The sequence below is a fragment of the Pseudoalteromonas luteoviolacea genome (genome assembly GCF_021654285.1).
In the GTDB taxonomy this organism is placed as follows: Bacteria; Pseudomonadota; Gammaproteobacteria; order Enterobacterales; family Alteromonadaceae; genus Pseudoalteromonas; species Pseudoalteromonas luteoviolacea_J.
Genome location: NZ_JAKFZS010000034.1, coordinates 1 through 23,346 on the forward strand (window position 1 = coordinate 1; position 23,346 = coordinate 23,346).

Below are 23,346 nucleotides of genomic sequence, written 5' to 3' on the forward strand. Positions count from 1 at the left end.
ATATGAGTTCGATTAAGAGATTTTGTTCAATACTGAGAAAGCGTTCTGCAGAGCATAAAGAAGCGATTAATAAAGTGCAGGGTCTGCACGGCATAGTGGTTTCAATCCTACGACAAGAACTAGACTCAATGGTACGAGCTATTTATTTGCTTAATATTTCCGAGCAGGATGAGTTGGAAAGGCTTGTAAAGCAAACCCTTGATGGGGAGGTTTGGACAGTATTAACGGCAAAAGGGAAAGTAGCAAAGGTGACTGACAGAGATATGGTTGAATTATCAAATGAGCTGAATGGATGGACGCGCTCAGTTTACAAATTTGGATGTTCTTTTATACATTTATCAAATTACCATGACTACAGCAGTGAAAACCCTTTTGATCAATTAACTGAAGATGATCAAGCCAGTATTTTAGAGCATATGCGAAAATATCACGGTGGACCAATGAGTGATTCACCAAGCTTTACAGAGTTAGCTTATTACTTTCCCAGTGTCTTTAAGAAGATCTCTGGTAATCTGGAATGTTATATTAAAGAGTTAGAGTCAAAAGAACTGCAAAACTAAAATGCAATATTGGAATACGAAATCGAGGGATAAAAGTGGATAATTACGAATACACTATTGATGAATTATCTTATAATGAAATACAAGTCTTACTTTGTGAGATAGCGCAAAAATCGGGACTTATGCCGCCAGAATGTGAGGATGATGGGATTGTTTTAAAAGCACTTTCTGAAGCGATATCAAACAAACTTGAAAAAGCAAAGAGAACAAAAGTTAAAACACCATTTTGACTTTTTTTCAAGGGGTTAACTCAACCGCGACTTAATCCCCTGACTCCCTCTAAACACCCGAATTGAACTAGTCACAACCCCTTCAAAACTAAAATCGTCATAAGCATTAATTTGAACGGGCGGGTACTCTGGTGATGCAGACAGCAATCGGCCATTTTTAAAATCTAAAACCTTACACACAAATTCACGGTTGTATGATGCGACAATCACGTCGCCTTCTTCTGGTCGTGTGCTGCGGTCAATAATCAGCAAGTCACCATCGAATATTCCAACGCCTTGCATTGATGTGCCAGACGCGCGGCCGATGAACGTTGCGCCCGCGTTCGGCATGATGAGCATATCTAAGCTTTGTTCAATCTCTGTATACTCTGCGCCACCATGACCAAAGCCAGTGATCCCCGCGCTTGCTTTAAGCGGAATTACTTTCATAGACTTTCTTAAAATACTGTTTGGATGTACAGTATAAATAGTTACAAGACACGGAGCAACACCACTTTGACAACCATTGCTTATTCAAAAGAACATGCGCAAATTGCGTGTGACTCTCAAACAACTGACGGCAGTGTAATTGTAAGCAACACAACTAAAAAATGGTTTAACACCCGATGTGGCTCGCGTGTGTTTTCATCTGGCGATACGCTCGACATTTATGCATTTGAGCAACACTATAAAAACGGCGCTGCACTGCCTACGTCTATGAACCTGGTTAAATACATTAGAATTACGCCTGGTCGTGTGTTTTATGGTGAGGTAAAAGGCGGAGTACTCAAAGAGGAGGCGCTAACCACTTCCCATGCAATCGGCAGTGGCGACAAATATGCCTTGGCGGAAATGACGCGCGGTGGTGACGCACGGGCCGCTGTGCAATTATCCTCAGAGCTAGACACACAAACCAATGACAACATTCATACGTTTTGTACTCAGTGCGCTAGAAAAACTCAATCATGCAAGTGTAGACAGTCCATAAGTATAAATATCTCCCCTAATCCCTTATTATTGAAATCACTGGCTTAATAACCGCTGTGTTTTTAACCAGTGTTTTCTTGTCACTTATTCTCTAAATGCGCTAAGATACTAAAGCGCTTGTTACAAACACACAATTAAGTTAACATTTGTGCAATATAGGGAATAGGGACATACCAAAATAATGAATAAGGATTAAATGATGAAGCTTAAGAAAAAAAGGTTAAAGCAGCTATCAGCCAAAGATGTGATGAATGTCAAGGGGGCTGGTAGTGGCGCTGGTACAACGGTTGAACCGCCGCAACAGGCCAGAGCAATATTCTTAACAATGGACAGATTTAGCGGTTAGAACCCGCTTATATTCTTTTAAGGAAAAGCATGGGTGACATTGTATTAGTAGTAAGATGGGCAACTATAACACTCCAAGTATTGGTTGTTTTATTTTTACTAATTAAATTCAAGCAACATAAATTGAGTTTATTTTTTGGTGGTAAAAATCAAATTCAATCCCCCAAAGATAATGAATTGCACTCGTGCTTTATTGCAGCGCTTTGTACTGCTGTTTTTTTTATTATAGGGATGGTACTAAGTAATCAGGTTTTAGCTTTAAATCTTGATAAGTTAGAGTTAAGACGTGTTTACTATTTTATTATGTCTATGAACTCATGTGCTTATTCAGTTGCAATATATTTTTTGCACTTTATAAGAAAGTGCACTTTTTCAAGTGCGGCAAAGTGCTGTTTGTATCTGTCCGTCGCAACGGTTTTACTTTGTATAATGCAACTAGTAGCACGTGGAATATTTGATTATAACGGTTTGTCGACTCTATTTCAGGTTACATTATTGGTTGTAAACGCAACGGCATTGTTCGTTGTAGCTTTGTATCCACTAAAATTAATTAAACAATCTAGACAAAATGCTAAGGAAGCGTGATGGCAATTTTAATTATTACTTTATTTGTACTTGTGGTCGTCGTGTCGATTGCCGTAGCAAGTATAATGCAGAGTGTAAATGTGAATGCACTTGAGAAGTTTGTACAGGAAAAGATAAAAAATACTTCACTATATGAAAAAATTTATCAAGAAGAACAAGAGCCTGAGCTATTTACTAGTACCAAAGCGCAAGAAATAGTTATGAATATTGGTGAAGCACAGGTTGAGTTTGGTCAAAGCTTGGAAGCATTAGATGTTACAAAGAAAGAAATTGACCGATGTATCGAAGTATATAGAAGTACAAAGCAATTACCCGTACAGTTTATACCAAAAGAAAAGCCCATTTTAAGAGTTATAGAAACTCAGGTTAATTCAAAATAAAAAGGCCGCAATTGCGGCCTTTTTATTATTCATTTCCAGTTTTATCTAGCATTTTTTCCATGCTACTTTTAGCGCCGACCAACGGCCCAACCTGTTTTAACATGTATTTCCCAGCTGCTTCAAAATCAATTTTTTCTTTGTTGATTTTAATCCAATCGAAATAGTGGTACATCATGAGGGAATCAGTAACTTTATCAACAAAATCCTGTTCAGACATTGGAGGACGTGGCGTAACTTGTTGCTTATTTTTATCAATATTTGGTGCTTCTGTTGCGGGACTTACTTGGCCAGCCTCGGGAATGGTATTTCCTGTTAATAGCCAAATAGTATATTTGCCAACTTCTGGGTGGTTTGCAATCTTTTCCATTACACCAAAACTAGGCTCTGAATCACCGACCTCACACTTTTTAAGAGATCCAACACCTATACCAAGGTAATCACAAAATTTACTTTGGCTCATACCCATTAAAAGCCTTATTTCTTTTAATTTCTCACCAACATGACTTGACATGGTATCTAAACGATCCTATTTTATCTCATACGGTACCAATGAGTACCAAAACGGTTTCTAATGATACTTAATGAATGTGTAAGCTACTTTTTATCTCAAAAACAAAGATTAGCATACCTTTGGAAACTTTAGAAACCACTTGTAAATAACGTTGAGTTACTTGTGAGGTTCAAATGGAATGTTCGAATCTAAAGAAAACACTTGAAGGTAAGCTTGTCACAAATCCGAATGATATGCTTTCTATTGGTGAAGTGGTCGTAAAAAGTGGCATGTCTAGAGCCACAATCTATAGGCTTACAAATGCATTTAAATTTCCGCCTAAATTCAAGCATGGCATGAAAAAGGTGGTGTGGATAAAAGAAGATGTAGAGACTTGGTGTTCGATGTCTCCTAATTGTTTCTACGAAAAGTATGGCGCTGCACTAGAGCTTCAACAAAAGGAGCAAGCAGCATGAACGCAGAATCTCTATACATAAAAAACTTGCGCGGTGAGATTGTCACAGGAAATGACCGCTTCATTAGAATTAAAGACGCAGCGGCATTGTGCTCGTTTGGACGAACCACGCTATTAGCGCTAGAAGAGCAATTTAAGTTCCCACCAAAATACACCATCTCGAAAGGTCGTGTTGCATACATCTTGAGTGATGTTGAAGAGTTTATGCGCTTAGGCGCTGAGAACTTCAAAGTCGTGTATGGCGAACAACTAGCATGCAGAAAAGAAGCAATGCAAGCAGCCGAGAAAGAGTTCTTTAAAGTGAATAAAGCTGAGCTAGAAAGCAACAAATCGGCAAAAGCCAAAGCACTAGCGTTGTTTACCGATATTTACCAACAAGTGCTAAATGGCACTGCGGAGGCCGCATGATTGCTCAACCACTTAACAACCAAGTACAAGAAAGTACACCGCAGCTAAAAGCCATTGACGGCGGTAAGCGCCCAATCCCGCAAGGTTTAAAAGACATTCATAAGTTGTTCGGTGATGCGCGCCACACACCTGGTCATGTTTATACGACCATGCTCAACGACAACGAACGTCAACTACTCACTTTTGTAGCTGGGTTTAATCGCATCGAGCAGGGCAAACCATGGGACCAAATGACGCATGACCAGCGCGTAGAACTTCGCAAAGCGTTGATGTTTATAAACAACATAGTCATAGCATTCATTGATGCCAACGCCATGGCCCCACATAAGTTTTACACAAACGCTGCACCGGACGAAGTTAACTACAACCCAGCATACTAAGGATTAGACCATGCGATTATTCAATATTATTTCAGCAATTATGCGCAGAGTACCGGAGGCCCCGCAGTACACAAAGCGCCGTTTAAACTCCGGTTACCCAGAAGTTTATGATAACTATATAGGTGATTGGGTACTTCAAAAGGTATCAAAAGTTACCCCCGAGCAGTACGCAGAGCTACCCGAGTGCGACAACGTAAATGAATACGTAATTGGCTTTGATTTAGCTAACACACCGGACCGCACTGCTGTTGTTCAGCCGCGCAGTGCAGGCAAGACCACAAAGCACAAAGCGATGTTAGAAGGGGCTAAGTTATGAGCTCAACTAACAGAGGTGCTGAGCGCAACAAAGAAGATTACTACGTTACCCCGCATTGGTTAGTCCGTGAGTTTTTAGAGTCGATTGACTATGGTGGCCCGAAATGTAAAACCATTTTGGATTTGGGCGAGCGAATATTAGACCCATCCGCTGGCGGGTGTGAAAAGTACGAAATGAGTTACCCCACAGTGCTTAACCAATTCAATTTTGACGTTGAAACGTGGGATATTCGTGAAGACAGCCGCGCCGCAAGAACTGGCGTCGACTTTTTGCAAGCAGAAGGCAAGGGCGAATATGATACAGTGATCACTAATCCATCATTCATACTTGCAACGCAATTTGTTGAAAAAGGATTAGAGCATGTGCGTGAACGCGGCCTTGTTATTATGTTACAGCGTTTAAACTGGTTAGGCTCAATCAAACGTTTTGAGTTTTGGGGTAAACAGCCACTGCAATCTGTTTTTGTTCACCACAAGCGCCCAGGTTTTGACCCAGAAAATCCCAATAAAACAGACTCAATCGAGTACGCACACTTTGTGTTCCGTAAAGGCTACAACAATCTTTTTGCCCCTAACCTTTATATAATTTAAGGACCGAAAATGACACATATCAAAGACCAAGTTGCGCCTGAAACAAGGGTAAAACTAAACCCCGCAGTGAAAAGAGCACTTAGGAATGCATGTAAATTTATAAGGGGCCTTAAATCAAACTTTGGCAGTGTAGACATGTTTATTTTGAGAGCCAGAGCGCCAGAGTTGTTTTGTCGTGTACAGAAGTTTTTAAAGTCGGATAACCGTTATTACATGAATGTTGATTGGGACTTTTATGTACTAAACGAAGTAAAAGCGCAGATGCAATCTGATACATACCAACACATAAAAGTTGGCCACTATCGCCCACGACCCATTGTGAAAGCATTACCTACCAGCCCACTTCGAAACGAAGTTGACGATCTAGAAGTACTCCCGTTTACCTAAAAAGGAATCACTGAAATGAACACTATCAAAGACCAAGATCTGCCTGAAAGTCGCAAGTTAGCTTTAAATATGGCTGAACTACTTTGCATACAGGCGAACGAGGCTATCAACCTAATCCAAAAGCGCGACACCAGTAGCGCAAGAATTTCCTGTGAAGATGTGCTAACAGATTTGCTTCCAATGGCGAAGTTAGTCGACGCGCATTTACCTACAGGGTTATCAAATGGAATCACAAATGTAATAGAGCAGCTATTAGAAAATGCTGAGTGTATTTCCAATGTGGAGATAGTGCTGTGATTTTAGAAAATGAAATCATTGTTGATAACTTTGCAGGTGGCGGTGGTGCGTCAACGGGGATAGAGCAAGCGTTAAATCGCCATGTCGATATTGCAATCAATCATGACCCTGATGCCATTGATATGCACAAACTCAATCATCAAAAAGCAAAGCATTATTGCGAGTCAGTTTGGGATGTAGACCCTGTTGAAGCGTGTGCAGGTCGCCCAGTTGGGCTAGCTTGGTTTTCGCCTGATTGTCGGCACTTTTCAATTGCCAAAGGCGGTAAACCCGTAGATAAAAACATTCGCGGTTTGGCGTGGGTTGTTGTGCGTTGGGCTGCGCTGGTACCAATGCGAGTATTTAAATTGGAGAATGTCGAAGAGTTTTTGACTTGGGGACCACTTGTTGAAGTGTCGCCAGGTAACTTTAAACCTGACCGAAAAAGGCAGGGTGAAACGTTCGACGCATTTATTAAATGTATGACCACCGGCTTAAACAAAAAACACCCAGCTTGGACAGAAATTAAAGAGGCACTTGGCGATAACTTTCCGTATGCCAAGCTTGAAAAAGGCTTAGGTTATAAATTAGAGCATCGCATTTTAGCTGCATGTGATTACGGCGTGCCTACAACAAGGAAGCGTTTGTTTATGGTTGGCCGAAATGATGGCAAAGCAATTGTTTGGCCCAAACCTACACATGGACCAAAAAACAGTGGCTTAAAACCTTACAAAACAGCCGCTGATATCATTGATTGGTCAATTCCTGTGCGTTCTATATTTGGTCGAAAACGGCCATTAGTAGAAGCAACGCTAAATAGAATAGCGAAAGGAATCCAGAAATTTGTAGAGTGTGAAGACCCATATCTGGTTCCCGCAGAAAATGTGATCCCATTTATTAATGAGCATGCCAACGCATCAAATCAGCGGGTGATGAGCGCTAATGAGCCATTACGTACAATATGCTCCCAAGTTAAAGGCGGGCACTTTTCTATTGTTACAAGCCACGTAATTAAGCTCAGAGGTGACAATGTAGGGCACAGAACTGATGAACCTTTACATACGATTTCAGCGGGCGGAAATCATCTAGGTGCGGTTCAAGCGTTTTTAATTAAATACTATGGGACTGGCGCGCCAAAAGCTGCAAACGAACCTTTGGGAACGATCACTTCAAAAGACCGTTTTGGAATTGTTGTTATCAAAGGTGAAAAATATCAGATAGTTGATATCGGCTTACGCATGTTTGAACCGCATGAATTGTTTGCTGCAATGGGATTCCCTAAAGAGTACATTATTGCATACAACTCTAGTGGTAAGAAAAACAGTAAACGTATTCAAGTGGCTAGGTGCGGAAATGCTGTATGTCCGTTGGTCGCGAAAGCTTTAGTAGAAGCGAACTTTATAACTGAAGACAGCAGAATTGCAGCGTAAATCATGACTGATTTAGCCACTTTGCAATTCAACGTATCCCCGCCAGTCGTAGCACTAGCGCAGGCTATTGAGAACCAAGAGCATAGGCAGTATTTGCTCTCTGGACTCAGGCTTTTTTTGCCGTTCACGCAATATAAATTAGCTAAGAAGTACATTAGCAAAATTGATAACACCCCTAGTCGATTTGAAGACAGACCTAATTGCCCATCTAAGGCTGCCCATGATTGGCTGTATGATTTTTTAAACACAGTACCAGCGCGTTATGAACTAGAAGGCACTCATGTAAAACGCGCTGCTAGAAAGCTGTTAGATAAAGTTGAGGATAATTTTCAGCACAACTATATAGCTGAAGAAATCATACAAACAAACATGAAATCGAGCTTACAGCCAATTTTTGTTCGCAGAACATTACAGACGTTTAAATCTCATAAAAAAGTTAAAAAAGAATACAAAGAGCGCCAAAAGAATGCACCCCTTGACTTAAATATTGAGACCCTTAAAAAGCTGTCACCTAGTACAGTTTCGAGTGCAGTTGAGCAGCTTTTAGAAATCATAACAGATAAGCAAGATAGAGATTTTGTTCATCGTTGTTTGGCATTTGTACCAAGACCTTTGCAAATGCGCTTTGCTAAACGTTACTTAGATAAATACGACCATAGCAGCGCTAAAAATCAGTACTTTGCAAATGATTGGTTCAGACGCAGTGTGACCAGGTTAAAACCGAGATTGAAGATTCTTGAGCAGATTATCGCTGATATGCCTTTGCCTTGGCACATTATTAAAAGTGTTGAACGTACCAAAAAACATAGTGGCGATTTAGCACAAACAGTCACACAAATGATGACTGATTTGAGTCAAGAAAACCCCACGTGGGACATAATTGATATTTATATCGCGGTACAAAACTTTGCAGAGCCATTAGGCGTTAACCTTGATTACTCAAACAAGTTAGAAAAGCACTATTTGCAAGCTGAAGAGGCTGAATGTGCTTTGCTCAAAGCCCAGTGCCAAAGGTTTTGGTGGCGCAAGTTAAAGCTTATTAGAGCGCGATATTTAGAATATTTGGAAATTGCGACGGGTGAAGTTGGTAAAGACATTTTTAGCCATGCTAACAAAAAAGGCGACCAGAAGTGGGGCCGTAGGGGTGTTAGCGCTTATTGTTCAAAGCAAGCGGTTAAAGAGCACAAAATAAGCCGAGAAAAGGGCCGTAGATTTTTAGAAAGCCTAGAGCTGGTAAATGAATGCAGTGATGTGATCAAGCTAATGACTGCGGTAGAAAAGGGCATGGGTAACCCTGAAAACATGCGTAATGAATTAATGTTACGACTACGCGAGACTGAAGAATTAGCTATGGAAATGGGCTATCAGGGCGGCTTTTTTAATATCACTGCACCTAGCCGCTTTCATGCAAATAGCGCAAGCTGGGATGGCTCAACACCGAAAGAGGCTAGCCAATATCTATGTAAAGTATTTGCCCAAGCCCGAGCAAAACTAGACCGCCTAGACATACCTTATTTTGGTGTACGGGTAGCAGAGCCGCATGTTGATGGATGCCCTCATTGGCATATGCTGTATTGGGTACCAGAGCGTTACTATTACAAGTTTAGCCACGTATTACGCCGCTATTTTTGTAAAGATGACCGTAAGGTGTTTTTTGAGCGTTTTAAAAGCCGTAAAAAGTTAAAAGCACAGTATACCAAAGCCCGCAGAGTATGGGGTTTGAACAAAAAGCGTAAAAGATTTACGCAAGAACCGAAGAAAGACTATTTTCCAAGTTCACCTAGATTTTTAGCCATAAAAATGGACCCGCCAACAATTGATGAAAATGGCAGGTTAAAAGGCGGTGCTACTGCCTACATAGCAAAATACATCTCTAAAAACATCGATGGCTTTTCTCTTGCCAATGAATACGACGCGGAGTCGGGCGAGTTGCTACAAGAGTCGATTAATCCGGTTAAAGCTTGGGCCAGCACGTGGGCTATTCGTCAATTTCAATTCCAAAAGTCACCACCGATTACTATTTGGCGCGAACTGCGCAGAATACGTGATGAGATAGAGGGCAATGACGAAATGGAAGCAGTACGCGCTGCGGCAAGCGGTAGCGATTTTAAAACATATGTAAAGCTAATGGGTGGCATGGGTATTGGCCGTGATGCGCGTTTTAAAGTGACGTATGAATACACTGAATATGGGAACAATTATGGTGAGCTAACTAAGCGTCTCAAGGGAGTTTTAGACACGCATGGCCTTTATTGCTTGGTCACACGTGTTCACACGTGGGAAAAGCAGCCTATGGGCACCGCAGCCGCCAACAGCACCGTTGATGAGGCATGGCAGGATGCCAATATCGTCGGCGCAGCCGACCTGTCTTGGACTAGTGGGAATAATTGTACGCTAAGCACGACGGGGCATAGCGACGAGTTGATCTTAGATATGCCAGGTTTTTCATTAGATGAGATCAGGGATATGAAAAAGGATCTATTAATGGGTCGAAAGGTCAAAAGAAACGACCATGTTTACTTCATCAAAGACAGTAAATTAGAAATTTGGGACGTTGAAAAGTGCAAAATTGAGCAGCGGAGAAGTGAGATTGAAGCTGTAGCACAAAATGAGGCCTACAAATCGTCTGTTCTTGGCGGAGGTGTGTCTGCTACTTGCTGCAATCACATGTGGTCAAAGCTCAGTCTTGATCAGGTTAGAAAGCTGCGGGCCGGTGATTGCATAGATTTTGATGGTGCTGCCTATTTTGTTGAAGGAACAGATTTACTGTCGTTCTCAACTATGAAAGTAGGGCGCATTAAACATGATGTATGGCCGCTATTCCCAACGCAATTAGGGTTCCAGCTTAACAAGCCTATTTTTGAACCATCGTTAGGTGCTGATGGTGTTGGCGCCGTTTGGGAAAATGAAATCAACAATACAGGCAATCAAGATATGTATAGCTCATCAATTGGCTATGACGGCGAGGCTGTTGTGTTTGAAGATCACGTTTACTACGTGCAAAACGGTGAGCTGTTCTCGTTCGCCAAAGGGGTGAGCACAGAAGCGCCAGACATAGAACCAAGCTCAAAACATTGGGATTACGCGCGTGATTTGGTTGCACTGGCTTACACATCTGCAGAAGTTGCTGATAGAGAAGAGTTACTTCGCTCCGAAGGAAGCAAGCATTTTGTAATCGGTGATTTGGATTTAGCTCGACTTGTGTTGAGCGGTGAGGCGTCTGCAATCAGTGACAATGATTGGTGGGCAAATGGGTTTAAGATGGCGTAAGGAAAATATATGAAAGTTCTAGATTGGAATGAGTTAGCTGAGTTAGGTTTATTAGCAAAGATTAATAAAGAAATACTTCACCCTTTGGGGCTTGCAGCGGTGCGAGACTCTACAACAGGACAAAGCGCGGGTGCATTGGTGTCAGATGATGGGGTTTGGGAGTACGATCCAAAGGTTGAGTTACCAGAGTTTGATGAAAAAAAGATAAAAGGTTACATAGCTAATATATGAGTGATAGAAAAAGGGGCGCTAGCCCCTTTTATTTACATACTGAACAGTGTAATTATTGCGACTGCAAGATTACATAAACCATTTAAGGTTTGTTCAGAGATTTCGATTGAAAAATGAATTTTCAAAGAAAATACTCCATCAAAATGCATGAAAATCTTGCTGTACAAAAATCTTTGTTATACGCTGTCGTTGTGAAATCAAGCGAAAGAAGTTTGCACAGCAAGCCCTTTTTTCGTAGCGGCACTATGCGCCAACATGGTGCCGTGACTTCAAGCCCCAACCTTTGATAACCTGTATATATCTAGGTCCAAATGCTGTTCACTAAAAGCACTTAAGAAATAGTCATTTCTCTACAAAGCAATAAGATAGAGCCGTTACAAGATATTTGCAATAGAACAACTTCGCTCAAATTGTGGATAACATTGGGATAAAATATCAATGTTAGTAGTCACTATCACTATATTCGCATAAAGTTAAAAAACACCATAAAAATCAACTGCGGTTCGATGTTTTTTTCTTTTTTTAATTAAAGAACTGAATATTTTTTTTATCGAGTCTTAATACCACATAGTGTGTTAATTTGGCTTGCATAACACAATATGTGGTTATTGGTTTTCGATGAGGTGAGGTGAGTTGGATATGTATTCAAAGGGAAATTAATACTCGCTCTGCATCGCCAAAAAAATAAAAGTTTTGGCCACTCGTTCTTTACTGATCCAATAATTCAATCTGCATTGGCTTCGGTAAGTTCTTCAACACTCCCGCAGCCAACCTTGCCACGTCACCACGCGGCGGATTTAGATAATGTTTAAATGCTAATGTTGATACGAACGTTGCGCCGCAATCTTTTACGTTAGTGCATGAAACGTATAAGTCATGTACGTTATCAGCTATGTTTTCCCTAGATGTTATGGTCGCCTTACTTCCGCAGTGTGGGCACGTCACTCGCATTGTTACACCTTCAAATCTCAACCTAGATACTGTGATTATATACAGTCATATGTATGTCGCAAACTTGAATATTAAAATGTACTTTCGCCCACCCAAATATCATCAACTCTTAAGTACCGCTTTCTCATTCACCTTCTGTATCCCACCATTCGAAATGCTAAGACACTTTGCACTTTAACGTACCCTCAGGCACCATTTTTAACAGATGATTTGCAAGCCCTACTACCATGAGTGAAGTTCTCGAAGTGAAGTAGGTAAAAGGGCGAAAAATTCACTCCTCCTCGCCATGCCTGCCGGATTTGAAACGAAAAGTTGTGACATGGTGACAACCTTTGCCACAGCCTAGCTCAATGAGTTTTGATTTCATAACAGCGACTTAAAGGATCAAAAAAGATCAAAAATAAAGATCAGCGTGTCACAGTTGTGACATGCTGTGACAACTCAGTGACATTAGAACTAGAAAAACAGAGAAAAAAGTGGAAAAATGAATTATAGTAAAATTATTATGACTTAACTCATAACTATTTTATGAAATATCTTTTTAAAGGAATGCAAAGCCAAGAGCGGTTCGAACTGCTTTTATCGCTGACTCGAATACAGAGTGAAAGTGTGATTAGTGCACTTAAGGATTATTTAGTCCGTGGTATGGATAAGAAAGCAGCGGCATTAATAAACCATGTTGAAATGCCGAATTTTTCAGCGGCACTTAAAAAGCTTGAGGAAAAGGCCGCTGTCGTTGAAATGATAAAAGAGATTGATGGGTTATAAGTCTATTTTCCCCTGAACTTATTGATTACGTTCAGCGGGTCCTTGCTAAATTTTTTACCTAAATTATTAAGTCCTTCAAACAAGTGTGGTGCCATGTATGCACCTACACCGATAAAGCCAGGTCGCGCACTTTCTGCAACGCCCAAGTACTCACAAAAACTTGAAACTAAGTAGGCTGCAAGCAAAGCCATAATAACGTTTATTAGGTAGCGGCCAAATGTGAACTTGTGTGGGCTCAAGTGCAGTTGAATAGCTGCGGCGGCCAATGCGATAACACCAAACTTCGCAGCGTGTTTTAGGCTTTCTAAGTCAATCATGCCGCTTCCTCATTTGGATATAAATCCGAATATTCTGGTATCGAAAAGTCTATATACAGGTGCGCTGGTAAATATAGATTGATATCTCTCATTGTTTGTTGAAGTGGCACTACTTCGTTGTTGTAATAAGAACGCGTGATTTTGTCTAAATCACCAAAGCCAGCCTTTTCCCCTGAACGTTGACCGGACAATGCTTCCTGTGCTCTGTGCATGCTAAGCATGTCGTTAAGGGTGATTTGTTTAATTCGCTCGAATTCATCCTTTGTTGATATGTCGCCAACAGGAGTAATTTTGATTGCTTTGTCTGCATCAACTCCATTAGTTTTAAAGTTAAAAAATAGGCTGTTGAAGTTACCAACCCCTTTGGATTTGCTAATGGCGTCCTTGAGCATTTTTTCATCTTCTTCACTCAAGTTAGGGTCTGCCATACTAAAAATAAACCCCATATGTGCGCCGTTCTTGTAATATCGGCGTCTAAATAGAGTGGCGTCTTCATTCAGCAAGGCGCTTTGAATACCACCATAGTATTCTGGTATCCCATAAATCCCCTGCGCTGGGTCGTACTCTTTAATATGAATAACTTCACCAATGTTAAACCTAATTGGCTCCAATGTTCTGTTACTTAATTGAGCATATACACCGCGCTCTGTTGTGTAGCGCATATTGAGTGCGGGTAAATGCTTTAAGCGAATAATTTGATCGAACTTGTTTCGAATGATTTGTAAATAAGCGTTCCCAGACCACAGGTAGTCATACGCAAACTTTTTGAAGGCGGTATTACTAAGTATAGAATTAGGTTTGAACCACTTTAAAATCATATTGCGTTTAAAACCAAGGATCGGGCCGTGCTGCGCATTGACTCGCAATAGCTTTACTAGTCCTTGTAAGTTTATCGGTGGTGCGTAAATACCGTTGTGATCAGAAAACACGCCAACGTAATCAGTTAAGCGGCTATCCAAACATGCCTCGGGATCACCAAATGAATAGACATCGCTCATTGCTGTGTATTGCGGAGCACTGCCACTTTTTACGTTTTTCATCCTTGGTTTAGTCATTAAGCTGCCATTCCTACAGAAGTTTGACGGCCTGATGCATTACCGTCTAAAGGTTCAAATTTCATTGCATGCATAATTGCCCACGCTATATCAGCATGCCCAGTTGATTCAGTTCTATTTGTTGCGTATGTGATGGCATCGCCAACTACTTTACGACGAATATTAATAAACGAGCTTGCTATTGATACGGCATCTTTATCAAATTCGAAGCGACGATTTTTAATAACGTTCAGTGCTTTGATCACCATTTGGTTTTTAATGATGGGGTTGTAATGAATGGGTTCAGCATTGGGGAAAAACTTAGAAATCAATTCCCAAACCCCGTAACCCATACCGGTTGTGTCTACGCCAATATGTTGCACGTTATAACGTTCGGTGAGTTCTTTGATTTCTCGTGCCATGGCTTCAAAATCATTACCGCTCAAATCAATAGACTCAAGTAGCCTGAACTTTTCGCCAGGTTTCATAGGCAAGCTCAATACAGCTACAAAGGCTTTATCACCATAGCGGGCAGGGTCAAAACCGATAACAACGGGTTTGAGTCCAAAAGGTCGCTCATAATCAAGGTCGAAGTCATCCCACTTGCTTGAGTCGCCGACACAGGCCATGAGTTGCTTCAGATTAAATGCGCTGTGCGCATCATCAATGAACTTACACATGAACAGGTTATCGAACTCATCTTGTGAGTATTCATTCTCAAGGACTTCTATATCAATTCTGTCAAAGCCGCTCTCTACAACATCATGCACTGTTAGCATTTGTCGCCAAATACCGTCGTCGCATTCTAGACCATTTTTAAGTGCCTTATGGCTGACGTTTACAGCAAACTCAGGATCATTACACGCCTTGGTTTTACGGTACCACTTGCCATTCCAGTGATCATACGCTTCATGAGAAGTAACGGAAGGTGTGCTGAAATAAGTAATACGAAGATGTTTATGTGTTGCCATTGCTTGAGCAAGACTTCTAAGTGTTTTGTATTTAGGTATCCAAAACACCTCATCAATATACAAATCACCACTTTCAGATTGTGCCGTTCTAGCATTAGTAGACTTGAAAATTAGCTTTACTGTTTTGCCGCCTTTTAGTGTAAGCACCATCGGTGATCCAGTTAATTCGATTCCAAAGTGTTCGTGTACGAGTGAAATAATATTGGCTTTGAACACTTCGGCCTGGTCGCGCGAAGCAGATATGAAAATCTTATTTCGCCCATTTACCACGGCATCATAAAACGCTTCAAATGAGAAAAAGAACGTCGCGCCTATTTGACGTGGTTTTAATATAAACCTTGCTCGATGGTCTTGGTTTTCAAACCAGTGAAGTTGGTGGGGATATAATAGCTTTTCTTTCAGTTCGTCCAGCATTTCAACTGTTATGCTAGAGCAATCATTTTTCTTTTTCTTCTTCTTTTTTCGACCGTGTTCGTTAGTACCGTTGCTTTCGTTAGATGCTCTTTGCTTTGATGTGGGGACTAATTTACTTTTATTAAGCTGACAAAGTTGACGGGTACAGAACTCTAGCTCTTTATAGTCAGATTCATTTTTATCAACCTTATCGACTAGTTGGTTTATTTTTTTGCTGAAGGCCATCTCAGCAGAGTAGCTTGGACACATATCTGCCCACTTTCCATCTTCTGCCCAGCGTCGAACTGTGCGCGGACTTGGCATATCAGGGAGCTCAGCAATTTCATCAAATGTGTAACCCTGCACAACGTATAAATCTTGCGCAAGTTTTCGGACTTCCGGCCCGTATTTTGGCTGCATCCTGCATTCCTTCTTTCTAGTCATACAGGCAGTTTAAGGGCTAAAAAACACCATTTCTGTAACTTCAATTCCTAGAAATTCCTAAAACGCAAATCTAGGAATTTTCAGGAATTAAACAGTTAGAAAATATAAAAAAACAGGTGCAAACTGCAATCAAGTTGAAGGAACGAACAATTTAAACGGGTAAAACATGCCAGGTCAATTACGCACAATTCCTCTAGCAATCGCGGCAGTTGGTTTAACTGTTGATGGTAGGGAAATAGATGAGAAAGACATTGACGACATTGTAGATACATACAACCTAAAAAAGTATGGTGCTCGCATCAATATTGACCACTATGGAGATTGGTCCGGTTGGAAATCTGATGCATTGTCTTCGGTCAAATTAAATGGTGGCATGCTTGGCGATGTAATTGAAGTTAGCAAAGAAAAAAATAGCGATGGCGTATATGTATTGAAAGCAGTTCTGGCTCCAAATGCGAGTTTTGTACAGCTTAATCAAGCGGATCAGCACGTGTATTTTTCGATAGAGATTGACCGTAATTTTATGGACACTGGCAAAACATATTTAACGGGTTTAGCTGTTACAGATTATCCGGCTAGCACTTACACATCCAGAGCCAAGTTTAGTAAAAATGGCAGCGAAAACATGGACGTTTCTTTTCTTCGCGCCGACCTTGGTTTGCATAGCCAAGAAGGCAAGCCACTTAAAAAGCCATTTTTTAAAAGCATATTCAACAAGGACGAAACAATGCCATTAACCAAAGAAGATAAAGCGGACATCGGGCAATCTGTAGCGGATGCTCTTAATCCAATATTTACGCAGCTAAGCAACTCCATTAACGATTTTGCTAAAAAAGATGAGCAGGGCGGCTCAGGTGGCCAACAGGATGAAGGCCAAGGCAGTGATGCCAATAACAACGAGCTGATGGAACAGCTCACCCAACTAAATACAAAGTTTGAAGAACAAAGCGGAGAGTTTAAAGCGCTCAAAGATGAATTCAACAAGCTTTCAACAACAGAGTCTGACGACACAACCGTTACGGATGATGAGCCAACAGGTAATGATGGCAAGTATAAGAACTTACTTTAAGGACAACTAAATGCGTACAACTACTGAACAAACATTCAATGAAATATGTAGTGCAATTGCTGAAACCTATGGTGTTGCTGATATTTCGGAAAATTTTGCAGTTGAAGCAACAATAGAACAACGATTGTACGACGCAGTATATGAAACTTCTGAGTTCTTATTGAAGATAAATCATGCGCTTGTGGATGATCTTGTTGGGCAGTCTGTTTTTATGAGTGCTAGCTCAGGGGTAACTGGTAGAGCAGGCGTAGAAAAAGATGATACGAAAGAGCGTCAAACGCGTGATGTGTCAAACTTAACGCCTCGCGAATATCGCTGTTTTCCTGAAGAAGTAGATGTGCATCTAACCTGGAATAAAATGGATGCCTGGGCAAAATTTCCTGACTTTCATATACGCTATAGAGGGCATGTAAACGAGCAAAAAGCCCTAGACATAATCAAGATCGGTTGGCACGGGACATTTGTAGCCGATACGACTGATAAAGATAAGTACCCACTTGGTGAAGACGTCAATATTGGTTGGTTACAACTGGTGAGACGTGATGCCCCAGAGCGAGCCTTGAAAGATGGAGAAGCCTCTGGAGTTATCAAAATCGGTGCAGACGGCGATTATGAAAATCTTGATAGCGCTGTGTATGACTTAACCCAAGGTATCCCTTTACATAAGCGTGTTGGTCTTGTTGCCATAATTGGCGACGAGCTAATTGCCAAAGATAAAGGTAAGCAATACGCGAAAAATGCTCATACACCAAGCGAGAAAGGTAAAATTGAACTTGCTCAAGTTATTGATACTTATGGAGGATTACCAAGTTTTCAGGTTTCGTTCTTTCCTCCTCGTGGAATCTTAGTTACCAGTTTTGACAACTTGAGTCACTATGTTCAATCGGGATCAACACGTAAAAGCACAGAAAACAATGCAAAGAGAAAGCGTGTTGAAGACTACGAGTCCCGCAACGCCTGTTACTACGTCGAAGATTTGGAAAAAATTATCTTTATTGAAGATACCTCTGTGAAATTTAAAGAAAAAGACGGTACTTGGGCATAAAACAATATTTGCCGCTTGGTGACAAGCGGCATCAGATAAGGAGTGTATTTAAATGAGCCTAGTTAAAAAAGCATTGGCTAAATCAAATGATATTGTAGCTGAAAGCACACAACCTTTAGTCGCGGATGAACCTCCTAAAGCAAAACCGCAAGAGACAGCAACAAAGCAAACTGACTACAAGTTTTTTGAAATAGCATTGAGTGCTGACTTGGCTCAACTAAAAACATTCAAAGATATTGCAGACAAAGCAGACTATAAAGCAACAGCGTTAGAGAAAAACGATTATCTAGATTATCTAAAAACTTATCGTATCAAGGGTGAAAACCATCCTAATCGTGTCCTTGCATGGGTGTTTATTTGGCTAGTCGATCTTAAGCGTTGGAACCAAGTTTTAGATTTATTTCCAACGTTAGTGGAGCAAAAGCAGCCATTACCAAAGCAATTTAAAACGTCAGACTGGGCGACTTTCTTAGTTGACCAAATATACGATGATGCAAATTGGTACCTAAACAATAAGCGCAAGCCAGATAAGCATGCACATACAGCTTTCATCCTAGCAAGAATCATTGACGTGGTAAAAGACCATGACTGGACAGGACGCGAAATCGCAGGCGGCAAGTTGTACGCCATTGCTATGAAGCTGGAAGCAGCACAAAACAACTTTGGTAATGCCATTCGTTATGGTCGGCTTGCTCAGCAAATCAATGATAAAGCGGGCGTTAAAACACTACTTGAAAAGCTTGAAAAGAAATACAGCTCAGATGAGCTAAAAGAAACGACTCAATCGCAGCCGCAGGAAGCTTAGCTTACTTTGTTTCACTAGATAACATTTGTAAGTCTAAGCCTATCCTGCACCCAATAGGAGGGGTTATGAATATTAGCAATATGCCAATGGCCGATCAGAAAATGCATAACATTGTGGTGCCAGGTGATGGATATTATCCAGATTTGGAAACTGCATTTTTTATAAAACGCTATGCGATCCCCTCTGAAATCGCGAACGACGAAACAACGTTAGTGAGCATTTTAAAAGAGTCACGGGCACAAGTGGATTTTGAGATTAAAACAGCACCTCTATCAAATGGAACACCACTTGATGCGCAGCAAGTAATTTTTTATAAAGCGGCAGTTTACAACTTGGCTAAGTCTAAAAGTCTTGTGTCAAAACTGAGCACTACACATAGGGAACGAGCTAATGCACAAGTAGAACAAGCGTCAGACAATCTTGAATTTTGGCACAGTGAGTACCGAAATAATATTAATTTGCTACAGGCATTGAGTCCGAATATATCGGCTGAGTTGATATGAAAAGCAAACTAGATCAGCTAAACGATTTTTTGAAGTCTGCCCAATATCAGGGGCGGTTGCTGGCAAATCCAGAGGCGTTTGATTGCTGGACGGAGGGCGGGAAAGTTGAACCATGCTCAAAACGACAAAATGGTGATGGGATCATTGCTGCACGGTTCGTGTATCAAGGAACGATTTCTATTAATCCATGTTATGCGCCATCAGCGCTTGTAAGTACGTTTGTCGCATGTTGGATGCAAGAGCATTGTGGGAAGTATGACAGTGAACGCTTTGAATTTTCCAACGATTTGAACGATGACAATTCGTCTGACTTTGAGCTCACAATTGCTGAGTTACACGAAGATATTGAGCTTGTACTTACTGAAAATGCGCCGTTTGTAATAGGAAAGCAAAAGTATGATTTTGGTGAATCGAGCCTATGGATTGCTGAGCAATTCAAATTAGATGCGACTGTGGTAAGTGCTTAACGTTCATTTTGACGAAGGCCAAAGCATTGAGCAACTGGAGTTCTTGATGTTAAAGCCGCAAAAGCGGCGCAACATTTTAAGATCGGTTATTCGTGATGTGCGTAAATCATCACGAAAACGAATACAAAAAGAGCAAAGCTTATCTGGTCAAAGCTGGCAAGCACGAGCAAATGGTAAAAAGAAGAAAATGCTCGTGAAGTTGAAAAAGCATATGCAAATTAGGTTTGGCCCGAATAGAGCTAGTGTGTATTTCAAAAGTCCGTTAGTAGCTAAAACAGCGGCGGCACATCAACAAGGTGCAACGCTAGAGTACACGCCTCGCAAATCGGGCAACCAGAATAAAGACGGTATGGCAACCAAGAGACAAGCAATTGCATTGAGAAATGCGGGCTACAAAATCCCAAGAAATAGGGGCAAAGGCTCTAAAAAGCCATCGTTGAAGTGGATACAAGCGAACCTGACGCAGAATCAAGCTGGGTTCATTTTACGAGAATTAAAGGGTGGCTCAGGTAAGAGCAAATGGCAGATTGATTTGCCCGCCCGCTCATTTTTGGGCGAGTCTGAAAAAGAGTTTAGAGATCACAAAAGTTTTATCTTAAACAAAGCCATGCAAGTGGCGTAAGGACAAATTATGGCACAGGGAAGAGTTTCCGTTGCTGCATTGCAAACAGGCGGCGGAGCGGTAAAAGAAGTTGAGCGGTCAGTTTTATTCATCGGCGAAGCGCCAGAGCGCAACGGGCAAATTCACCCGATTAATGCACAAAGCGATTTTGACGTGCTTTTCGGTGAATCGGAATCGCCACTCAAAACACAAATAAAAGCATGGCAGCGCAATGGTGACGATTTAGTGAGTGGCTACGCGATTTCACACGGGGCCGGTGACAACATTCATGCATTAATTGACAAAGCAATGGATCAGGATGTGAGCCCTGAACTCATTGTTGTCTGTACACCTGTGACGGGAAAAGCTGAAGTCGAAGCCTACCAAGCCAAAATGCTCGAAATCTTAGCGGGTTATGCTCGGTTTATTCGTTGTTTAGTTGCAGCGCCTGGTCTTTCTAGCAATCAATCGTGGAGTGAATTAGTCACAGCTCTAAAACCATTGATTGACGGCGTAGCCGCTGATCGTGTTGGTGTTGTCCCGCTGTTATTTGGTGACGAACTTGGCGCACTGGTTGGGCGTTTATGTAAACGCTCAGTAACCATTGCAGATAGCCCAATGCGGACACAAACGGGTGCTATGTCACTAATGCCATTGCCAACAGATAAAAATGGCGACCCCTTGACCAATTCAATCACTGCCGCGTTAGACAGTGCCAGGTTCAGTTGCACTCAATTTTATGCGGATTTTGATGGGGTTTATTTTGGTGACGCCAATTTACTCGATGCTGAAGGGGGCGATTATCAACGGTTGGAAAACGCCCGTATTGTTGACATGGCCGCACGACAAGTGCGCATAAGAGCGATTTATGAAATCAAGAATCGCCAACTTAATAATAGCCCTACGGGTATTGCTTACGGCAAGCGCAGATTAGGAAAACCGCTACTCGATATGAGTAAGTCGGTGAACTTGGGTGCTGATAAATTCCCCGGCTTAATTGATGCACCCACTGATGACAGCATTGGCTTGACCTTTTTAAACGAAACAACGTTGCAGGTCACTCTAAAAGTGAAGCCAATACAATCACCTAATACAATCATCGTCGGCATTATGCTCGACAGATAAGGAGATCAAGATGACTAGAAAAGTGCTCGGCGGAAAGGATTTCGATTGTTTCGTTGGTAATTCGATGATTATCGTTTCTGAAGCTTCTGTAAAGATCACCGATGGTCGGAAAGTTACAACTACTCGCGGTGTACCCAATGGAATTGTAGATGGTCCCGTAGAAGCAGAGGTTACGCTCAAACTGAATCATGAAAACTTCTTGATATTACAAGCTCATGCTCAGCAAGCCGGTAGTTGGAAGTCGATTGAACCCATTGATATTTCTTTTACTGCAAGCGTTGCCGCAGGTGATATGGTTGTTGACGTTTTTGGCTGCGCACCTCAACTGGAAGAGTTGTTAAATATTAAAGCAGAAGGTGGTGAAGAGAATACGTTCTCAATCAAGTGTCTTGTTACCTCGAAAGATTTTGTGCATATCAACGGAGTGCCTTATCTAACGTCTGACGAAGTAAGGAACCTATAATGTTAGCGCTTAGCAAGATAACAACTGATGCGCTACTTGAAACGATGACGGCGAGCAAATTCAAGGTATTTGAAGGCGAACTCAATTTGAACATCATCGGCGTGCGTGCAGCAAATACGCGTGCAAACACATTCAATGATGTGATCTGTGTACTGTATCAACAAGACAAAAAGTGGCAGTTAAAACTGTATAAAGCCACAACCGATGCGGGTACATATTGGCGCAAAAACCCAATGAACATTGACGGCACAGCCGTACTGGTGCCTGGTCAACATCGTAGCTTATGGAAACTCGGCTATCACCAAGGTAAATACCGTGCACTTGTACAAAACAAGCCAGTGATCGTACTCAGGGACAATGACAAAAATGACGAGATTGAAACTGATTACCGAAGCGTTGAGTTACAAGAGGGCTATTTTGGCATCAATTGTCATCGAGCCAGTGCGCATATTGAATCAAAGCGAGTGGATAAGTGGTCCGCTGGGTGCCAAGTATTTGCAAATCCCAATGAGTATAACGAATTTATTGAACTTTGTGTTCACTCTGCTGCTAGCTATGGCAACACTTTCAGCTATACGCTATTGGATCAAAATCAACTACAAGGACAGAAAAGCAATGAAAAACATGAAAATTGAAGTATCACACGGCGAAATCGATTACGAGTTTTTGGTCACTGCTCAGAAATACAATAAATACATTAATAGTGTGACACCGACAAACAAAATTCAGCCTGCCATAAATTTCTTAATGAGCGTGGTTAAAAAGGAACAGTGCGACCAGCTAAAACAGTTACTTGAATTACCTGGTGCGGCGCTTCATCTGGTGGGGGCAATCATTGAAGACTACCAGCCTGAGTTTAATTTTACAGTAAAGAAATCGAGCGTCGAGCAAGAAGAATAAAGCACAATAAGGTAGAGCAACTATTCGCATACCATGTTAAACACTTTGGAAATATGCGAGTTACAAAGGACAGCTTGGCGCAAGCATTATTTTTAGAAACACAGCAACAGGAGTTGCAGACAATTGCCGTTAACAACGGTATTTGTATGGCATTAAACGGCGACGAGTAGG

The 23,346-nt window shown here is 41.3% G+C and carries 34 protein-coding genes; 28 read left to right on the forward strand and 6 right to left on the reverse strand.

Features of this window, described 5'->3' with window-relative positions; translation table 11 throughout:
• Both L1077_RS23115 and L1077_RS23120 read left to right on the forward strand, forming a co-directional pair.
• Positions 1 to 560: hypothetical protein (locus tag L1077_RS23115; protein ID WP_237139197.1), on the forward strand; the 560-nt coding region annotated here is incomplete at its 5' end.
• A 35-nt stretch (positions 561 to 595) separates the two neighbouring features.
• A complete protein-coding gene (locus L1077_RS23120; protein ID WP_237139198.1) occupies positions 596 to 790 on the forward strand; it encodes a hypothetical protein in 195 nt (64 codons plus the stop codon).
• A 15-nt stretch (positions 791 to 805) separates the two neighbouring features.
• Here the strand turns inward: L1077_RS23120 and L1077_RS23125 are convergent, their stop codons facing one another.
• Positions 806 to 1,219, reverse strand: a complete 414-nt coding sequence (locus L1077_RS23125; protein WP_237139199.1) for a LexA family protein — start codon at positions 1,217 to 1,219, stop codon at positions 806 to 808.
• Between the two features lie 66 nt (positions 1,220 to 1,285).
• Here L1077_RS23125 and L1077_RS23130 point away from each other — a divergent pair, with 66 nt between their 5' ends.
• From L1077_RS23130 to L1077_RS23145, 4 genes are all read left to right on the forward strand, one after another.
• Positions 1,286 to 1,804, forward strand: coding sequence for a hypothetical protein (locus L1077_RS23130; RefSeq protein ID WP_237139200.1), 519 nt, complete (start codon positions 1,286 to 1,288; stop codon positions 1,802 to 1,804).
• Between the two features lie 148 nt (positions 1,805 to 1,952).
• Positions 1,953 to 2,102, forward strand: coding sequence for a hypothetical protein (locus L1077_RS23135; RefSeq protein WP_237139201.1), 150 nt, complete (start codon positions 1,953 to 1,955; stop codon positions 2,100 to 2,102).
• 29 nt (positions 2,103 to 2,131) lie between these two features.
• Positions 2,132 to 2,686 (forward strand): hypothetical protein, encoded by a 555-nt coding sequence (locus L1077_RS23140; protein ID WP_237139202.1) that lies wholly within the window; start codon positions 2,132 to 2,134, stop codon positions 2,684 to 2,686.
• The gene (locus L1077_RS23145; RefSeq protein WP_237139203.1) at positions 2,686 to 3,066 is read left to right on the forward strand and encodes a hypothetical protein; all 381 of its coding nucleotides are present in this window, start codon (positions 2,686 to 2,688) and stop codon (positions 3,064 to 3,066) included. The genes L1077_RS23140 and L1077_RS23145 overlap by 1 nt, the downstream gene beginning before the upstream one ends.
• Before the next feature lie 25 nt (positions 3,067 to 3,091).
• On the opposite strand, the gene L1077_RS23150 is transcribed toward L1077_RS23145, so the two are convergent.
• Positions 3,092 to 3,577, reverse strand: a complete 486-nt coding sequence (locus tag L1077_RS23150; RefSeq protein WP_237139204.1) for a helix-turn-helix domain-containing protein — start codon at positions 3,575 to 3,577, stop codon at positions 3,092 to 3,094.
• Between the two features lie 173 nt (positions 3,578 to 3,750).
• Here L1077_RS23150 and L1077_RS23155 point away from each other — a divergent pair, with 173 nt between their 5' ends.
• The 10 genes from L1077_RS23155 to L1077_RS23200 are packed head-to-tail and all read left to right on the forward strand — an operon-like array spanning position 3,751 to position 11,319.
• A complete protein-coding gene (locus L1077_RS23155) occupies positions 3,751 to 4,032 on the forward strand; it encodes a helix-turn-helix transcriptional regulator (protein ID WP_237139205.1) in 282 nt (93 codons plus the stop codon).
• A complete protein-coding gene (locus tag L1077_RS23160; RefSeq protein WP_237139206.1) occupies positions 4,029 to 4,439 on the forward strand; it encodes a helix-turn-helix transcriptional regulator in 411 nt (136 codons plus the stop codon). The genes L1077_RS23155 and L1077_RS23160 overlap by 4 nt, the downstream gene beginning before the upstream one ends.
• Positions 4,436 to 4,819, forward strand: coding sequence for a hypothetical protein (locus L1077_RS23165; protein WP_237139207.1), 384 nt, complete (start codon positions 4,436 to 4,438; stop codon positions 4,817 to 4,819). Before L1077_RS23160 ends, L1077_RS23165 begins: the two co-directional genes overlap by 4 nt.
• 10 nt (positions 4,820 to 4,829) lie before the next feature.
• Complete coding sequence (locus tag L1077_RS23170) at positions 4,830 to 5,135, forward strand: hypothetical protein (RefSeq protein ID WP_237139208.1); 306 nt, start codon at positions 4,830 to 4,832, stop codon at positions 5,133 to 5,135.
• Positions 5,132 to 5,725: an SAM-dependent methyltransferase gene (locus L1077_RS23175; protein WP_237139209.1), complete on the forward strand. Its 594-nt coding sequence runs from the start codon at positions 5,132 to 5,134 to the stop codon at positions 5,723 to 5,725. The genes L1077_RS23170 and L1077_RS23175 overlap by 4 nt, the downstream gene beginning before the upstream one ends.
• Before the next feature lie 9 nt (positions 5,726 to 5,734).
• A complete protein-coding gene (locus L1077_RS23180; protein WP_237139210.1) occupies positions 5,735 to 6,112 on the forward strand; it encodes a hypothetical protein in 378 nt (125 codons plus the stop codon).
• A 15-nt stretch (positions 6,113 to 6,127) separates the two neighbouring features.
• Positions 6,128 to 6,409, forward strand: coding sequence for a hypothetical protein (locus tag L1077_RS23185; RefSeq protein ID WP_237139211.1), 282 nt, complete (start codon positions 6,128 to 6,130; stop codon positions 6,407 to 6,409).
• A complete protein-coding gene (locus L1077_RS23190; RefSeq protein WP_237139212.1) occupies positions 6,406 to 7,818 on the forward strand; it encodes a DNA cytosine methyltransferase in 1,413 nt (470 codons plus the stop codon). Before L1077_RS23185 ends, L1077_RS23190 begins: the two co-directional genes overlap by 4 nt.
• Positions 7,819 to 7,821: 3 nt before the next feature.
• Positions 7,822 to 11,088 (forward strand): replication endonuclease, encoded by a 3,267-nt coding sequence (locus L1077_RS23195; protein WP_237139213.1) that lies wholly within the window; start codon positions 7,822 to 7,824, stop codon positions 11,086 to 11,088.
• Between the two features lie 9 nt (positions 11,089 to 11,097).
• Positions 11,098 to 11,319, forward strand: coding sequence for a DUF7415 domain-containing protein (locus L1077_RS23200; RefSeq protein ID WP_237139214.1), 222 nt, complete (start codon positions 11,098 to 11,100; stop codon positions 11,317 to 11,319).
• A gap of 708 nt (positions 11,320 to 12,027) precedes the next feature.
• Here L1077_RS23200 and L1077_RS23205 read toward each other — a convergent pair.
• Positions 12,028 to 12,270, reverse strand: coding sequence for an ogr/Delta-like zinc finger family protein (locus L1077_RS23205; protein ID WP_237139215.1), 243 nt, complete (start codon positions 12,268 to 12,270; stop codon positions 12,028 to 12,030).
• 528 nt (positions 12,271 to 12,798) lie between these two features.
• On the opposite strand from L1077_RS23205, the gene L1077_RS23210 reads away from it, so the two are divergent.
• Positions 12,799 to 13,038, forward strand: a complete 240-nt coding sequence (locus L1077_RS23210) for an adhesin biosynthesis transcription regulatory family protein (protein WP_237139216.1) — start codon at positions 12,799 to 12,801, stop codon at positions 13,036 to 13,038.
• A gap of 2 nt (positions 13,039 to 13,040) precedes the next feature.
• Here L1077_RS23210 and L1077_RS23215 read toward each other — a convergent pair whose 3' ends face one another.
• Genes L1077_RS23215 through L1077_RS23225 form a run of 3 tightly spaced genes read right to left on the reverse strand, consistent with a single transcriptional unit; the run spans position 13,041 to position 16,173 of the window.
• Positions 13,041 to 13,355: a phage holin family protein gene (locus L1077_RS23215; RefSeq protein WP_237139217.1), complete on the reverse strand. Its 315-nt coding sequence runs from the start codon at positions 13,353 to 13,355 to the stop codon at positions 13,041 to 13,043.
• Positions 13,352 to 14,410 (reverse strand): phage portal protein, encoded by a 1,059-nt coding sequence (locus L1077_RS23220; RefSeq protein ID WP_237139218.1) that lies wholly within the window; start codon positions 14,408 to 14,410, stop codon positions 13,352 to 13,354. Before L1077_RS23220 ends, L1077_RS23215 begins: the two co-directional genes overlap by 4 nt.
• A complete protein-coding gene (locus L1077_RS23225) occupies positions 14,410 to 16,173 on the reverse strand; it encodes a terminase large subunit domain-containing protein (RefSeq protein WP_237139219.1) in 1,764 nt (587 codons plus the stop codon). Before L1077_RS23225 ends, L1077_RS23220 begins: the two co-directional genes overlap by 1 nt.
• 190 nt (positions 16,174 to 16,363) lie before the next feature.
• Here L1077_RS23225 and L1077_RS23230 point away from each other — a divergent pair, with 190 nt between their 5' ends.
• From L1077_RS23230 to L1077_RS27730, 11 genes are all read left to right on the forward strand, one after another.
• On the forward strand, positions 16,364 to 17,266 hold the full coding sequence (locus L1077_RS23230) for a GPO family capsid scaffolding protein (RefSeq protein WP_237139220.1): 903 nt from the start codon (positions 16,364 to 16,366) through the stop codon (positions 17,264 to 17,266).
• A gap of 10 nt (positions 17,267 to 17,276) precedes the next feature.
• On the forward strand, positions 17,277 to 18,311 hold the full coding sequence (locus L1077_RS23235; RefSeq protein WP_237139221.1) for a phage major capsid protein, P2 family: 1,035 nt from the start codon (positions 17,277 to 17,279) through the stop codon (positions 18,309 to 18,311).
• A gap of 52 nt (positions 18,312 to 18,363) precedes the next feature.
• Positions 18,364 to 19,116, forward strand: coding sequence for a phage terminase small subunit (gpM, locus tag L1077_RS23240; RefSeq protein ID WP_237139222.1), 753 nt, complete (start codon positions 18,364 to 18,366; stop codon positions 19,114 to 19,116).
• A gap of 65 nt (positions 19,117 to 19,181) precedes the next feature.
• Positions 19,182 to 19,619, forward strand: coding sequence for a phage head protein (locus L1077_RS23245; RefSeq protein ID WP_237139223.1), 438 nt, complete (start codon positions 19,182 to 19,184; stop codon positions 19,617 to 19,619).
• Positions 19,616 to 20,086 (forward strand): phage tail protein, encoded by a 471-nt coding sequence (locus tag L1077_RS23250; RefSeq protein ID WP_237139224.1) that lies wholly within the window; start codon positions 19,616 to 19,618, stop codon positions 20,084 to 20,086. The genes L1077_RS23245 and L1077_RS23250 overlap by 4 nt, the downstream gene beginning before the upstream one ends.
• Positions 20,079 to 20,708: a phage virion morphogenesis protein gene (locus tag L1077_RS23255; RefSeq protein WP_237139225.1), complete on the forward strand. Its 630-nt coding sequence runs from the start codon at positions 20,079 to 20,081 to the stop codon at positions 20,706 to 20,708. Before L1077_RS23250 ends, L1077_RS23255 begins: the two co-directional genes overlap by 8 nt.
• A gap of 9 nt (positions 20,709 to 20,717) precedes the next feature.
• Positions 20,718 to 21,812: a DUF2586 domain-containing protein gene (locus L1077_RS23260; protein ID WP_237139226.1), complete on the forward strand. Its 1,095-nt coding sequence runs from the start codon at positions 20,718 to 20,720 to the stop codon at positions 21,810 to 21,812.
• 10 nt (positions 21,813 to 21,822) lie between these two features.
• Positions 21,823 to 22,275 (forward strand): phage protein, encoded by a 453-nt coding sequence (locus tag L1077_RS23265; protein WP_275424244.1) that lies wholly within the window; start codon positions 21,823 to 21,825, stop codon positions 22,273 to 22,275.
• Positions 22,272 to 22,910 carry a hypothetical protein gene (locus L1077_RS23270; protein ID WP_440589564.1) on the forward strand — a complete coding sequence of 213 codons (639 nt, stop codon included), beginning with the start codon at positions 22,272 to 22,274 and terminating at the stop codon, positions 22,908 to 22,910. The genes L1077_RS23265 and L1077_RS23270 overlap by 4 nt, the downstream gene beginning before the upstream one ends.
• Positions 22,891 to 23,175, forward strand: coding sequence for a putative phage tail assembly chaperone (locus L1077_RS23275; RefSeq protein WP_237139229.1), 285 nt, complete (start codon positions 22,891 to 22,893; stop codon positions 23,173 to 23,175). The genes L1077_RS23270 and L1077_RS23275 overlap by 20 nt, the downstream gene beginning before the upstream one ends.
• Before the next feature lie 53 nt (positions 23,176 to 23,228).
• Positions 23,229 to 23,345, forward strand: a complete 117-nt coding sequence (locus L1077_RS27730) for a DUF6890 family protein (protein WP_440589562.1) — start codon at positions 23,229 to 23,231, stop codon at positions 23,343 to 23,345.
• Position 23,346 lies beyond the last annotated feature (1 nt).

Bases quoted from the DNA above. Each gene is read 5' to 3' on its own strand.
- L1077_RS23125 (WP_237139199.1), bottom strand. From the start codon at position 1,219: ATGAAAGTAATTCCGCTTAAAGCAAGCGCGGGGATCACTGGCTTTGGT.
- L1077_RS23135 (WP_237139201.1), top strand. From the start codon at position 1,953: ATGATGAAGCTTAAGAAAAAAAGGTTAAAGCAGCTATCAGCCAAAGAT.
- L1077_RS23140 (WP_237139202.1), top strand. From the start codon at position 2,132: ATGGGTGACATTGTATTAGTAGTAAGATGGGCAACTATAACACTCCAA.
- L1077_RS23145 (WP_237139203.1), top strand. From the start codon at position 2,686: ATGGCAATTTTAATTATTACTTTATTTGTACTTGTGGTCGTCGTGTCG.
- L1077_RS23150 (WP_237139204.1), bottom strand. From the start codon at position 3,577: ATGTCAAGTCATGTTGGTGAGAAATTAAAAGAAATAAGGCTTTTAATG.
- L1077_RS23155 (WP_237139205.1), top strand. From the start codon at position 3,751: ATGGAATGTTCGAATCTAAAGAAAACACTTGAAGGTAAGCTTGTCACA.
- L1077_RS23160 (WP_237139206.1), top strand. From the start codon at position 4,029: ATGAACGCAGAATCTCTATACATAAAAAACTTGCGCGGTGAGATTGTC.
- L1077_RS23165 (WP_237139207.1), top strand. From the start codon at position 4,436: ATGATTGCTCAACCACTTAACAACCAAGTACAAGAAAGTACACCGCAG.
- L1077_RS23170 (WP_237139208.1), top strand. From the start codon at position 4,830: ATGCGATTATTCAATATTATTTCAGCAATTATGCGCAGAGTACCGGAG.
- L1077_RS23175 (WP_237139209.1), top strand. From the start codon at position 5,132: ATGAGCTCAACTAACAGAGGTGCTGAGCGCAACAAAGAAGATTACTAC.
- L1077_RS23180 (WP_237139210.1), top strand. From the start codon at position 5,735: ATGACACATATCAAAGACCAAGTTGCGCCTGAAACAAGGGTAAAACTA.
- L1077_RS23185 (WP_237139211.1), top strand. From the start codon at position 6,128: ATGAACACTATCAAAGACCAAGATCTGCCTGAAAGTCGCAAGTTAGCT.
- L1077_RS23195 (WP_237139213.1), top strand. From the start codon at position 7,822: ATGACTGATTTAGCCACTTTGCAATTCAACGTATCCCCGCCAGTCGTA.
- L1077_RS23200 (WP_237139214.1), top strand. From the start codon at position 11,098: ATGAAAGTTCTAGATTGGAATGAGTTAGCTGAGTTAGGTTTATTAGCA.
- L1077_RS23205 (WP_237139215.1), bottom strand. From the start codon at position 12,270: ATGCGAGTGACGTGCCCACACTGCGGAAGTAAGGCGACCATAACATCT.
- L1077_RS23210 (WP_237139216.1), top strand. From the start codon at position 12,799: ATGAAATATCTTTTTAAAGGAATGCAAAGCCAAGAGCGGTTCGAACTG.
- L1077_RS23215 (WP_237139217.1), bottom strand. From the start codon at position 13,355: ATGATTGACTTAGAAAGCCTAAAACACGCTGCGAAGTTTGGTGTTATC.
- L1077_RS23220 (WP_237139218.1), bottom strand. From the start codon at position 14,410: ATGACTAAACCAAGGATGAAAAACGTAAAAAGTGGCAGTGCTCCGCAA.
- L1077_RS23225 (WP_237139219.1), bottom strand. From the start codon at position 16,173: ATGCAGCCAAAATACGGGCCGGAAGTCCGAAAACTTGCGCAAGATTTA.
- L1077_RS23230 (WP_237139220.1), top strand. From the start codon at position 16,364: ATGCCAGGTCAATTACGCACAATTCCTCTAGCAATCGCGGCAGTTGGT.
- L1077_RS23235 (WP_237139221.1), top strand. From the start codon at position 17,277: ATGCGTACAACTACTGAACAAACATTCAATGAAATATGTAGTGCAATT.
- gpM (WP_237139222.1), top strand. From the start codon at position 18,364: ATGAGCCTAGTTAAAAAAGCATTGGCTAAATCAAATGATATTGTAGCT.
- L1077_RS23245 (WP_237139223.1), top strand. From the start codon at position 19,182: ATGAATATTAGCAATATGCCAATGGCCGATCAGAAAATGCATAACATT.
- L1077_RS23250 (WP_237139224.1), top strand. From the start codon at position 19,616: ATGAAAAGCAAACTAGATCAGCTAAACGATTTTTTGAAGTCTGCCCAA.
- L1077_RS23260 (WP_237139226.1), top strand. From the start codon at position 20,718: ATGGCACAGGGAAGAGTTTCCGTTGCTGCATTGCAAACAGGCGGCGGA.
- L1077_RS23265 (WP_275424244.1), top strand. From the start codon at position 21,823: ATGACTAGAAAAGTGCTCGGCGGAAAGGATTTCGATTGTTTCGTTGGT.
- L1077_RS23275 (WP_237139229.1), top strand. From the start codon at position 22,891: ATGAAAAACATGAAAATTGAAGTATCACACGGCGAAATCGATTACGAG.
- L1077_RS27730 (WP_440589562.1), top strand. From the start codon at position 23,229: ATGCGAGTTACAAAGGACAGCTTGGCGCAAGCATTATTTTTAGAAACA.